Raw genomic sequence first — 12,655 nt, forward strand, 5'->3', positions numbered from 1 at the left:
GCCGTTTTGTATTTAATTATGTAGCTTTGCAAACATTTTAATTTCATTTTTCCATGCAGGAATTAGATCTTATCCGATTGGATAACGGAATACGCATACTCTTACACCAACAAGATTCTTCGATTACCCATACATGTATGATCGTGAATGCGGGATCGCGTCATGAAGTAGAAGGAAAGTATGGTGTCGCGCATTTTATCGAACACTTATTGTTTAAACGTACAGAACGACGTTCTACCAACCAGATCTTGAATCGCCTAGAGCAGGTGGGGGGCGATCTGAATGCCTATACAACCAAAGAGTACACCTGTATACACGCATCATTTTTGAATCCTTACCTGGAGAGAGCATTGGATTTATTTGAAGACGTACTTTTTCATTCCACTTTTCCAGATCACGAAATGGAAAAAGAGAAAGGGGTAATATTGGATGAGATTGCGTCTTACTTGGACAGTCCGGAAGAATCTATTATGGATGATTTCGAAGATTTACTTTTTGCAAATTCGGGTTTAGGACACAATATTTTGGGGCTGGAGTCCGATCTGAAGAGTATAGTCAAGACAGACGTTTATGATTTCATGCTTTCTAACTACAATACTGAGGAAATCATCATAGCAGTAGCAGGTAGATATACCAAAGCACAAATGGAACGCATTGCAAATAAGATTTTTGGTAAGATCAAAAGAAACGTGCCGGCTAGGAAAGGTGATTTAGTAGAGGGTAGCAAACCCGGTACGATCGCTGTGTATAAGCCGATTAATCAAGCACATTATATGTTGGGCATGCAAACATTCGGCATTTACGACGACCGGAAAACAGCCATGTTATTGCTCAATAATATGCTTGGTGGGATTGGAATGAGTTCTATCTTAAATCTAGGGATTCGCGAAAAGCACGGTATCGCATACACGATAGAATCGAATTTAACACTTTACGGTGATACTGGCAATTTTAGCATCTATCTAGGTACCGATGAAGATAAATTAGATAGGGCTGTGCGTTTGGTGAAAAAAGAACTTCATACATTAAAAAGTAAGCCTATCTCACCTTATCAATTGCAACGTGCCAAACAGAAGTTCAAGGGGCAGATCGCTCTTGCAGAGGAAAATCGTATGAGTATGATCATTGCGGAAGCTAAAAATGTAATCGATTACGATCGGGTTATTTCGCTTGAAGAAGTGTTTTTAAAAATAGATGATGTGCATGCAACGGATATCCTAGCGCTATCGCAGGAGTTTTTAGAGGAAGAAGCGATGGTTTCTTTGGCATTCATGCCCGAAGATTGATAGATTGCGGCGTTGTGATTTTTATTTTTTAATTTTAGCTTTTTACTTATTTAAATGAAAACAGCATATATTTTTCCAGGGCAAGGGGCTCAATTTGTCGGAATGGGACAAGATCTTTACAATTCGAACGAAGAGTCGAAGGCGTTATTTGAACAGGCAAATGAAATACTCGGATTTCGCATTACAGATGTGATGTTTAACGGTACTGATGAAGATTTGAAGCAGACCAATGTTACACAGCCTGCTATATTTTTACATTCGGTAATTTTGGCCAAAGCGCTGGGGACATCTTTTCAACCTTCTATGGTGGCCGGACACTCTTTAGGTGAATTTTCTGCTTTAGTCTCGGCAGGCGCATTATCTTTTGAAGATGGCTTAAAATTGGTGTCACAACGTGCAAATGCCATGCAGAAGGCGTGTGAACTGAAACCTTCAACAATGGCGGCAATATTAGGTCTAGACGACGAGACGGTAGAAAAGATCTGCGCACAGATCGAAGATGTAGTCGTTCCAGCCAATTATAACTGCCCAGGACAGTTGGTGATCTCAGGATCTGTAGAAGGTGTCGACAAGGCGTGCGCATTATTGACAGAAGCAGGTGCTAAACGTGCGCTGAAACTAAATGTTGGTGGCGCCTTCCATTCTCCTTTGATGGAACCTGCAAAAGTAGAGTTGCAGGCGGCAATTGAGGCTACAGAAATCAAGGCTCCTTCCTGTCCCATTTATCAAAACGTGGATGCCAAACCATATACCGATCCACAGCAGATAAAAGCTAACCTGATCGCCCAATTGACTGGGGCGGTAAGATGGACGCAGACCGTTCAACATATGTTGACCGATGGAGCCGAAGCTTTCGTGGAAGTAGGGCCCGGCAACGTACTGCAAGGATTGGTGAAGAAAGTAGATAGACAGGTACAAACGTCCTCAGCTTCGTTATAACACCGGCTGCTATTTGTCTCTGTATAGGTAATAGTGATCTTGTATGATGAGGGGTATAAAATCTTCAGGTGCAAACTGTGATTTTATACCCAACAGGATCTCCACACGCGTCGCCAGTGCAACAACAATACCATAGTTTTTTCGACTTTTTGCTACTTCAAAGATTTCTTTAATCTGATTGACATCCTGATCCGTCAGCCCGACAACCTCTGGATAGGTAACTTGGTGTTCTGCCGTTATCTCTTCAAAGAGTGTCATCTTTAATTTTAGATCCTCCTTAACATTAATTACGGTGGTGTCAGCGGCCAGATCGCCAAGCCGCTGGCTGTTTTTCGTCAGAATAATACTCAGTATACCCAAGCCTCCCATACTTAAAAAGACATCTACGGTATTGCTTATCCAACGGATAAAATATTGATAGAAGGTAGCGCGTGTTCCGTCAATCTTTACAACTTTTATTTTCATTAATCGCTTGCCTATGGTCTGACCTTCCATTGCCGTTTCGAGAATGAGCGTATAGAATATAGCTGGAAGAGATGCGAAGGATACCATTCCCATGATTAACCAATTATCTTTGCGGTCAAGAAATCCGGAGAAGGCAAGCAAGAGGAATGTGAATATAAAATAAGTCATTATAATTCCATAATCAATGGCGAACGCCAGAACCCTAGCCCCTAGAGAAGCCAATTTGTATTCAAATTTTACGTTTTGCGGCGTATTAATATAAAGTTTGTTCATATCGACCTGAAAAAATCTTCACTATGCAGTTATTACAAATATATTGCATATAAAGGAAAATTAATCATAATTGATTTTTTTGCACTGGGTATTCGTAAATACAAAGCATTTTATCTATGTTTGAGTTAGGGACTATAATTTAAATTATGCGAGAAGCATCCTTTATTGAGCGGAATAAAGAAAAATGGGTGTCAATTGAGAATAATTTGACAAATAAATCTGATGTTGATCCAGATATTCTTGCGACAAATTATATCGAACTTTCCAACGATCTCGCCTACGCGCAAACCTTTTATCCCAAAAGTAAGACCACGATATATCTGAACGAATTGGCAATTCGTTCGCATCAAATCATTTATAAGGATCAAAAGTCCTCAAGTAATAAGTTAGTTCATTTCTTCCGATATGAAATATATGAAGCCATTTGGCAGATTCGTCGGCCGATGATCTACTCCTTATTACTATTCTTGTTAGCGAATGTAATTGGCTTTGTATCGGCTCAATACGACGAACATTTCGTCCGTTTGATCATGGGTGATACCTATGTAAATATGACAATTGATAATATAAAGGCAGGTAATCCTGCGGCTGTATACCAACAGGGGGATAGCTTTGGTGGCGCACTTTTTATCACCATTAATAATATTAAAGTAGCATTTTTCGCTTTTATTTATGGTGTTTTTCTGAGTATAGGGACGGGTTTTATTCTGTTTAGCAACGGGATAATGGTAGGGTCATTCCATTATTTATTTTATAAGTACGGCGTACTCCAAGAAGCGTTGTCCGCTATTTGGATCCATGGCACGATAGAACTATCCGTTATCGTAGTCGCGGGTGGCTGTGGCTTGGCGATAGGAAACAGTATTCTGTTTCCGAAATCGTATACGAGGTTAGCGTCATTTAAAAGAGCCACAAAACGGGCAGCGAAGGTGTTGATTAGTACAATTCCCTTCTTTATAGTTGCTGGAACATTAGAAGGTTTCGTGACGAGACACTATCAGGCTTCGGTTTGGCTGAGTCTGTTCTGCATCACCCTGTCGCTGATAGCGATCGTATATACCTATATTATTAAACCGCGGCAAATGGCAAAAAGACACGAATGGAATTAATAGATTTTGAGTTTAAACGAGAACGGAAGCTCGGAGAGTTTGTTCAAGATTTTATTAATCTGCTTAAGATTATATTGGGGCACTGTTCCAAAGTGATGGTTAGGCTTTTATTCTTTCCGATTTGTATTGTTTTACTGATTTCCTATTATATTTCTACTAAATATAACCTATCTGCCGAATTCTCTGTCGATCTGTTTTTTTATATCGGAGCGGCATTTATCATACTTTCTATTACCGCATTGGTCGCTTTTGGATTTGCAATAGAATACTTTTTGTTGATTCGGGATACCCGTAAACTTGAATTTGACGAAAAGGATGTGTGGAAGAATTTTAAGGAAAATATAACGAAATACATGCGCTTCTTATTAGCGGCTTTTATCGTGTCCATTATCGCTATTATTCCGATCGGAATCGTGACTTTTTTGGGCGTGTTCATCCCACTGGTAGGTTCCATAGCCTTGGGTATATTTTATGCTATGATCGGGCTGTGGTATTTCTGTGCTTTTTTATTTTATAGGGAAGGCTACGACGATTTGACCGATTGTTTTCTATCGGCATTTTCGGCGTTAAAAAGGAGAGCTTTTGAGTACGGCATAGCCTCTTACGTCGTGAGCTTTTTGTTTCAATCCTTGCTCAGTCTAGTGGTATTGATCCCGTCACTTCTTATCGGTTTGATTGCTTATAATTCATTGGAATTCAGTTCCGATTTTTTCGAAACATTCTACGGTAGAATGCTGGTTTCAGTAGGAGGGAGCATTTTGACGCTATTTGGTATTGTTTATGCCATGCTAGCTGTCATGAGCTACGGAATCATTTATGAAACAGCGAAGGAATTAAAGTATGGAGAGGATATCTTCGAAAAGATATCCAAAATCGGAAGGAGTAACCATGCATAGATGGGTGCTGCTGTTACTCTGTTTCAACAATTTTCAGTCCTTTTCGCAACAGTTGGAAGCACCCGAGGAGGAAAAATCTGTAGATACGATTGAGGTACGTGAATATTGGCGAAGCAATTATTACGATTCCATACCTTCAGCAACGCATTTGACGGATGCAAATAAGCAAACCTTCGAGCAGCTAATTGCGAAGTATCAGGAGGAAGATTTTGTGTATTCCGAGAGCGTGGCACAGAAGATGAATTTTATCGATACGATCTTGAATCGTATTACTAAGCTATTGGAAGATTTATTTCCCAAACCTAACACCACGGGAATAAACAAGACCTTTTTCTATATATTAGGAGCGATAGGAGGAATTATGTTTCTATTCCTGATTTATAAACTGATCTTCAATAGAAATAAGCTGATGACTTATTTAGAAGATGAAGATGCTGACGAAGAGAAACAAGTACATTTTGTAGAGCAGAATCTGATGCAGGTAAATGTGCTGGATTATATCCATGAAGCATTAAAAAAAGAAAATTTTCCGCTGGCTATTCGATATCAGCAATTGCTTACTATTCAGGGGCTATCTCGAAAAGGAGTTGTCGAATGGAAACATACCAAAACGAATATGGAATTAGCTGAGGAAATAGGTAATCAAGAATTGAAACGGCAATTTCAGGAGTGTGTCGCCATCTTTGACTATGTTTGGTTCGGAGAATTTCCGATTGATAAAAATGAATACAACCGTTATGCAAGCGTATTTCAACAATTTCAAAGGAAGTGGTTATGAACAGGGGGATTATTGTCGTTTTAATTATTGTCGTACTAGGAGGAATAGCACTTATTGATGCAGGAACCAAACGTCCGATAAATTGGACTCCCACCTTCGATCAGCGCGACAAGATCCCGTTCGGATTATACGTGCTCCATCAGGAGTTATCTTCCGTATTAGGAACAGCCAGGGAAATCGAAGATTCAAAACAGCCGCTGTATGAAGAAATCGAACAGCTTGACAGTCTTCGGGAATACAATACGGCTTTGATCGATATCCTCGATTATGGTGACTATGGCGACAAGAAGATGAAGCCGCTCTTGGATTTTGTACAGCATGGAGGAGAGGTGTTTGCTTCCAGCTTGTATTTTAACGAATGGCTGTTAGATACACTGGGTGTCGCGCAGGAAGAGCTGCGTCACTCCATATTTTTTCCTTCGGATGAGCGTGTGAGATACTCGTTGGCGGGTGATACTGCACGCATTAGATTGGAAAAAGTAACGGATTTTACTGTATTTACCAAGCTGAATAGCAAAAGCTGTACTATTTTGGGAAATTTACATTCGAGGGGAAGGAAAATACCTAATTTTATCAAGGTATCCTTTGGTAAGGGCCATTTCTACTTGCACGCGGCCCCGTCGGTATTCACGAATTATAATATGTTAACTCGGGCAGGTTACCACTATTCGAGTAAAGCACTCCAAATCGTAAATCACAAAAATATACGCTGGATCGATAACTATTACGATAGCAACGTGTCGCGATCACCACTTCGTGTCGTACTCTCGCTGCCTGGCTTTCGACAGGCTTGGTATCTGCTGTTGATAGGATTGCTGTTGCTGCTTCTTTTTAAAAGCAGGCGTGAACAACGAGCCGTACAGATTGTAAAACCCGAATCCAATCTTTCAAGAGACTTTGCGAAAACTATAGGTACGTTGTATTATGAAAATGGTCAGCCTGGGAATATTGTTCTTAAAAAGATTGACTATTTTCTCTACGCGATTCGGAGCAGCTATCAACTGGATACGTTGGATCTGATGAACCCGGATTTCATTCGGACTCTTTCTCGTAGATCGGGGGTGCCTGTAGAAGAAACCCAATCGTTAGTAACACATCTCGATCGATATAGACATCTCGAAAACTTCACCATCGAAGATGTTAAATTCATCAACAATAGCATAGAAAACTTTAAAAGTAAAGCGAATAACATATGAACGAACTAGAAAATACACCTGAGAAATATACCCCGGAATTTGAAAATCGAATAGATGTCACTGTATTGCGTTCCAAATTTGACGAAGTACGGCAAGAAGTGAAGAAGGTAATCATCGGACAGGATAAGGTGATCAATATGTTGTTGGTGTCTATTCTTGCCGGAGGGCATTCGTTAATAGAAGGTTTGCCCGGAGTCGCTAAAACGCTCACCGCCAAACTGATTGCGAAGACAATCAATAGCAAATTCAAGCGCATCCAATTTACACCCGATTTGATGCCGTCCGACGTCACGGGGTCGACTATTCTAGATTTGAAAACAAACGAATTTGAGTTTAAGAAAGGACCTATTTTTGGAAACATTGTGCTCATCGACGAAATTAACAGAGCACCCGCCAAGACACAATCGGCATTATTTGAATGCATGAGCGAAAATCAGGTCACAATCGATGGACACACCTATCCGCTGACGCGCCCTTTCCTTGTTTTTGCTACTCAAAACCCGATTGAACATGAAGGGACATACCGATTGCCGGAGGCCCAACTGGATCGATTTTTATTTAAAATAGATGTCCACTACCCCGCATACGAGCAAGAGCTGGAAATATTACGGGAACACCATGCACAGAAAGCGACAAATAAAGAAGATCTAGTACAGCCCGTGCTCTCGGTTGATGAGCTTATCCATTTCCAAAACTTGGTGAAGTTGATCTATGCGCACGAAGATATTCTCCAATATATTGCACGAACCATACAACAAACACGTGTAGATCAAAACCTAACGCTGGGTGCCTCTCCGCGGGCATCGATTGCTATTTTGGAGTCGTCTAAGGCTTTTGCTGCCCTGCAGGGACGCGATTTTATTACACCGGATGATGTAAAGTATGTTGCTCCATCGGTTCTTGGACATCGTGTTCTGCTCACACCAGAAAAGGAGATGGAAGGGTTTTCAACAGAATATATTGTACGTCAGATCATTGAAAGTGTAGAGATTCCGCGGTAATGAAAGTGTTTAGGAGATTATATATTACGAACCTCTTTTTCTATATCCTGTCGGGGATGGCAGCCCTATATGTTCTTTCAGCCTATATACAAGATTTTCGCATCGTGGTGGATATTCTGATGTGGGTGTGGCTTGCGATTTGTGTGTGGGATCTCCTCGTTTTATATTTTCCCAATAATAAGGTGTTATTGCAAAGGAAATATCCCGAAAAGCTATCCAACGGAGACGAAAATCCTTTTTCGCTTCTCATCAAGAGCATGTTTCCTGTATCGGTCACGGTTAATGTTTTGGAAGAGTTCCCGGAACAGTTACAGCTTCGGGATAATGAATTTCGTCTGCTGATCAAGGCGTATGCCGAAAAAGAAATTCAGTTTAACTTGACACCCGTAACACGTGGAACATACCGATTTGGTGTTTGTAACGCCTTAGTAAAGTATACAGGGCTATTTAAGCGTAAATTTATATTGGATGAAGATAGGATCATTCCCTGCTATCCTTCTTTTATTCAAATGCGGAAGTATCAACTATTAGCAACTACAGACCGTCTCGTGGAATTGGGTGTAAAACGTATTCGCAAGATCGGATCCACATTGGAATTTGATCATGTGCGAGAATATGTGCGTGGCGATGAGTACAAGCATATGAATTGGAAAGCTTCCGCCAAGCACAGCAAGCTAATGGTAAACCAATTTCAAGAAGAGAAATCCCAGCCAATTTATTCGTTCATCGATACCGGACGAGCGATGCGGATGCCCTTTAATGAAATGACCTTATTAGATTATGCGATCAATGCCACCTTAGTGCTTTCCAATGCGGCTATATTAAAGCAGGATCGCGCGGGTATGCTTACCTTTTCAAAGGATATCAATAATCATGTGCCGGCGGAGAAGAGAAATAACCAAATTCGGAAAATATCTGATAAGTTATACGGTATTTCCACGCTATTTGAAGAGTCCGAATTTGGGAATCTCTATGCATTTGCAAGGAAGAACATCAACAAGCGTTCCTTGATATTCATGTATACCAACTTCGAAACCTTGGATGCGTTGTATCGACAGCTACCTTACCTTAAGATGCTCAGCAAAAGCCATATTGTAGTTGTCGTCGTATTTAAAAATACAGAACTAGTCGACATGGCCAAAGAACCTGCATTCAAGATAAATGATATTTACAATAAGATTATTGCTGAGAAATTTGTCTATGAAAAACAATTAATTATTCAGGAACTGAATAGAAATGGTCTGCAGACCATCTTTACGAACCCTGCAGACTTGAGCATTAATTCAATAAACAAATATTTAGAAATAAAAGCGCGAGGTTTGATATAGCACATTAGAAACTACATGAGTATGGTGTCCGACACTTTTACTTTTGTCCATAGGTGACTGTATTTCTCAATTGCTTTAAGGTGAAAAGGATGTGTTTCATAGACATTGATGTCCTCCATATTCGCGAATGTCACGATCAGATTATAAGAAAATGAATTATCGACTACTTCGCGCGCGGTAGTGGGAGCTGGTTTTCCATAGTGGAGGCTTTGCACCGTGGGTACTTCTCGGAGTTCTTCAAAAAATTCAGTGAAATTTTGGATCTCCTCTTCAGTCAAGCCTTCTTTCAACCAAAAAAACACCGTGTGTACAATCGTTCCAGAAGCTTGTTCCTGAATTTTTTTCGAGAATGTTTTTGGTTTTGCGGTTACGCCACTTAGCGTAAGAGCTGCTATGCCCGCGGTAGAGGTATTTATAAAGTTTCTTCTTTTCATGGCCACTTGTTTAGGATTCAGCAACTAATATAAATAAAATAAACGTTTGCTTCGAAAAGATAGTGGAAATTAACAAGAGCTGTCAAAAAAGGCTATAACAGCTTTTTGACAGCTCTTGTCGTCAGGTAGTGTGCGTGTTAAATGTTAAACGCTTCTTTTATTCGGTCAACATAATCGAGTCGTTCCCACGTAAAGAGGTCTACTTCAATAGTTTTGACTTCCCCATTGGAGTTCTCAAACGTTTTGGTAACCCGTTTTGGCGTACGTCCCATATGCCCGTATGCCGCAGTTTCCGAATAAATAGGATTGCGTAATCCCAAACGTGTTTCAATCCCGTAGGGCGTCATATCAAATATTTCTGAAATCTTTTTCGCGATCTCACCATCAGATAAATTTATTTTGCTTGTGCCGTAGGTGTTCACATAGATGCCCATCGGATCTTTTACGCCAATAGCATAAGAAATTTGCACCAACAGTTCATCGGCAATTCCTGCGGCTACGAGATTTTTTGCAATATGTCTTGTGGCGTACGCGGCCGATCGGTCTACCTTTGAAGGATCCTTTCCAGAGAAGGCACCGCCACCGTGAGCTCCTTTTCCCCCGTAAGTATCAACGATGATTTTGCGTCCGGTCAGACCAGCGTCGCCATGAGGGCCTCCAATGACAAATTTACCGGTTGGGTTAATGTGGAATTTGATGTCATCACTAAACAGCGCATGTAACTCAGGTTTTAGCTGCGCTTTTACACGAGGAAGTAGGATCGCTATAATATCAGCTTTAATCTTTTCCTGCATTTCTTTTTCCGACGCAAAGTCATCATGCTGTGTAGATATAACAATGGTGTCGATACGTGTGGGTTTGTGATCGTCGCTGTATTCCAGGGTCACTTGCGATTTGGCATCGGGACGTAAATAAGTTATTTCCTTGTTTTCCCGGCGCAGTGCAGCTAATTCGTACAAAAGGCGATGTGATAAATCTAATGCCAAGGGCATCAAATTTTCTGTTTCGTTATTGGCATACCCAAACATAATTCCCTGGTCACCAGCCCCTTGCTCTTGTTTTGTAACACGGTCCACACCTTGATTGATATCAGCCGACTGTTCATGTATTGCCGAAAGTACCCCACACGAATTTGCCTCAAACATATACTCCGACTTGGTGTATCCGATACGTTCGATCACCGAGCGTGTTATCTTTTGTACATCCAGGTAAATTTTTGACTTTACTTCACCCGCCAATACAACCTGTCCCGTCGTTACTAAAGTCTCTATCGCGACGCGCGCGTCTTCATCCCATGCCAGGAAATTATCGATTAAGGCATCGGAGATTTGATCTGCAATTTTATCAGGATGCCCCTCCGAAACGGATTCGGAAGTAAATAAGTACGCCATATTAAATCTTTGAAATTATGATTTGCCGAAGATGCTTCTAAGAATAAGAAGTGGAAAAACTTTTAGTTTTGAAAGGTTTTAGCACTTTTTTTCTGTGGTTGCAATCTCCCATTTACATCTCGATGTAAATGCAAATCAGTCCACATTTTTGTCGATGCAAAGCTACAACTCTTTCGGTATTATAAAAACTTAATTTCTATTTATTACCCTTTTTTGATATACCTAAATCGGATCCATTGCTTATCTTTACGACAGAACAGTGTTAAATAATGGATCGAAAAAAAATATTATTCGTCATAAATCCAATTTCGGGAGGTAAAAAGAAAACATCTTTTAATAAGCAGGTTCTGGAAGTGCTTGATCTGCAAAAGTTTAATCCGACTTTCCAACAAACGACAAGACCTAACCATGCGTTCGAGTTGGGGAAAACAGCCGTAGCTGAAAATTTTGATGCGGTTATAGCAGTCGGGGGCGATGGTACGATAAATGAACTTGGATCTGCCTTAGTCGGAACCAATGTGCCATTGGGGATTATCCCCGAAGGTTCCGGAAATGGTTTAGCCCTCTATTTAGGTATTCCCTTAAATGAAACCTCTGCAATCCGTCGTATCAATCGATTTGATGTGGTGGAGGTAGATAGCGGCATGGTGAATGATAGACCTTTTTTTAATATCGCGGGACTCGGTTTTGATGCATCGGTAAGCGATCATTTTGCAAATGATTCAACCCGAGGGCCGATAGGATATATGCGGTCTATCGTGAATGTGTTGAGTGATTATAAACCCTGTAGGTACACACTTACGATCGATAACAAAGTATACGAGAGAGAGGCCTTTATGATCAGTGTAGCCAACTCTCCTCAATATGGTAATAATGCCTACATAGCGCCTAATGCCTCCGTGAACGACGGTTTGTTGGATGTGTGTATTGTGCACAAATTTCCGATGTACATATTACCGATGATGATCTATCATCTATTTAGCAAAACGGCCGACCAGTCCGAATATGTAGAAATCATTCCCGGAAAGGATATTCAAATCGCACGGGCTAGCGAAGGGCCTGTACATGTAGATGGTGAACCTATTCAAATGGGTAAAACATTAAATATTAGTGTCAAACCCAGCTCATTAAAAATTATTTGTTAAATTAGATTAACTAGATATGGCAAAGCAAAAAAAGCAGCGCTACGAGGGTGTTGTGTACTCAACTGCTGATGATTTTGATTATAGAAATACAGAAGAAATTCAGGATCAGGATACATTACCTAATGAAAAACAACGATTGCGCGTATTGTTAGATAAGAAAGCCCGAAAAGGTAAAATTGTCACCATAGTGGATGGTTTTGTGGGTAAGGAAGAGGATTTAGCAGATTTAGCTAAGACGTTAAAGCAGAAGTGTGGAGTAGGCGGAAGTGCGAAGGATGGGGAGATTTTGATACAAGGCGATTTTAAACAAAAAATATTTGACATGCTTCTTCAGATGGGCTTTAAAGCGAAAAGCATTGGATAACAAACGATTTCAGCTTTAGATAAATATGTTATAACTAATGTTTTATATAA

Annotated in this window: 13 protein-coding genes; 10 read left to right on the forward strand and 3 right to left on the reverse strand. The window is 40.4% G+C overall.

What is annotated here, in order from left to right:
• Positions 1-53 precede the first annotated feature (53 nt).
• Together FAZ19_RS22015 and fabD are read left to right on the forward strand one after the other, a co-directional pair.
• On the forward strand, positions 54-1,286 hold the full coding sequence (locus tag FAZ19_RS22015; RefSeq protein WP_136822932.1) for a M16 family metallopeptidase: 1,233 nt from the start codon (positions 54-56) through the stop codon (positions 1,284-1,286).
• 54 nt (positions 1,287-1,340) lie between these two features.
• On the forward strand, positions 1,341-2,225 hold the full coding sequence (gene fabD / locus FAZ19_RS22020; RefSeq protein ID WP_136822933.1) for an ACP S-malonyltransferase: 885 nt from the start codon (positions 1,341-1,343) through the stop codon (positions 2,223-2,225).
• A 9-nt stretch (positions 2,226-2,234) separates the two neighbouring features.
• Here fabD and FAZ19_RS22025 read toward each other — a convergent pair whose 3' ends face one another.
• Complete coding sequence (locus FAZ19_RS22025; protein ID WP_136822934.1) at positions 2,235-2,963, reverse strand: RDD family protein; 729 nt, start codon at positions 2,961-2,963, stop codon at positions 2,235-2,237.
• 146 nt (positions 2,964-3,109) lie between these two features.
• Between FAZ19_RS22025 and FAZ19_RS22030 the strand changes: the two genes are divergently transcribed.
• From FAZ19_RS22030 to FAZ19_RS22055, 6 genes are read left to right on the forward strand one after another with little or no spacing between them, the layout of a single operon-like run.
• Positions 3,110-4,072 (forward strand): stage II sporulation protein M, encoded by a 963-nt coding sequence (locus FAZ19_RS22030; protein WP_136822935.1) that lies wholly within the window; start codon positions 3,110-3,112, stop codon positions 4,070-4,072.
• Complete coding sequence (locus FAZ19_RS22035; protein WP_136822936.1) at positions 4,063-4,968, forward strand: ABC transporter permease; 906 nt, start codon at positions 4,063-4,065, stop codon at positions 4,966-4,968. The genes FAZ19_RS22030 and FAZ19_RS22035 overlap by 10 nt, the downstream gene beginning before the upstream one ends.
• The gene (locus tag FAZ19_RS22040; RefSeq protein WP_136822937.1) at positions 4,913-5,746 is read left to right on the forward strand and encodes a DUF4129 domain-containing protein; all 834 of its coding nucleotides are present in this window, start codon (positions 4,913-4,915) and stop codon (positions 5,744-5,746) included. Before FAZ19_RS22035 ends, FAZ19_RS22040 begins: the two co-directional genes overlap by 56 nt.
• Positions 5,743-6,942, forward strand: coding sequence for a DUF4350 domain-containing protein (locus FAZ19_RS22045; protein WP_136822938.1), 1,200 nt, complete (start codon positions 5,743-5,745; stop codon positions 6,940-6,942). The genes FAZ19_RS22040 and FAZ19_RS22045 overlap by 4 nt, the downstream gene beginning before the upstream one ends.
• Positions 6,939-7,943, forward strand: a complete 1,005-nt coding sequence (locus FAZ19_RS22050) for an AAA family ATPase (RefSeq protein WP_136822939.1) — start codon at positions 6,939-6,941, stop codon at positions 7,941-7,943. The genes FAZ19_RS22045 and FAZ19_RS22050 overlap by 4 nt, the downstream gene beginning before the upstream one ends.
• A gap of 56 nt (positions 7,944-7,999) precedes the next feature.
• The gene (locus tag FAZ19_RS22055; protein ID WP_136822940.1) at positions 8,000-9,271 is read left to right on the forward strand and encodes a DUF58 domain-containing protein; all 1,272 of its coding nucleotides are present in this window, start codon (positions 8,000-8,002) and stop codon (positions 9,269-9,271) included.
• Between the two features lie 11 nt (positions 9,272-9,282).
• Here FAZ19_RS22055 and FAZ19_RS22060 read toward each other — a convergent pair whose 3' ends face one another.
• Both FAZ19_RS22060 and metK read right to left on the reverse strand, forming a co-directional pair.
• Positions 9,283-9,705, reverse strand: coding sequence for a Dabb family protein (locus FAZ19_RS22060; protein WP_136822941.1), 423 nt, complete (start codon positions 9,703-9,705; stop codon positions 9,283-9,285).
• Between the two features lie 137 nt (positions 9,706-9,842).
• Positions 9,843-11,096: a methionine adenosyltransferase gene (metK, locus tag FAZ19_RS22065; protein ID WP_136822942.1), complete on the reverse strand. Its 1,254-nt coding sequence runs from the start codon at positions 11,094-11,096 to the stop codon at positions 9,843-9,845.
• Between the two features lie 269 nt (positions 11,097-11,365).
• Between metK and FAZ19_RS22070 the strand changes: the two genes are divergently transcribed.
• Positions 11,366-12,241: a diacylglycerol/lipid kinase family protein gene (locus tag FAZ19_RS22070; protein WP_229707674.1), complete on the forward strand. Its 876-nt coding sequence runs from the start codon at positions 11,366-11,368 to the stop codon at positions 12,239-12,241.
• Positions 12,242-12,257: 16 nt separating this feature from the next.
• Positions 12,258-12,605 (forward strand): translation initiation factor, encoded by a 348-nt coding sequence (locus tag FAZ19_RS22075; protein ID WP_136822944.1) that lies wholly within the window; start codon positions 12,258-12,260, stop codon positions 12,603-12,605.
• The last annotated feature ends 50 nt before the right edge of the window (positions 12,606-12,655 follow it).

It is taken from the genome of Sphingobacterium alkalisoli (genome assembly GCF_005049105.1).
Lineage (GTDB): Bacteria > Bacteroidota > Bacteroidia > Sphingobacteriales > Sphingobacteriaceae > Sphingobacterium > Sphingobacterium alkalisoli.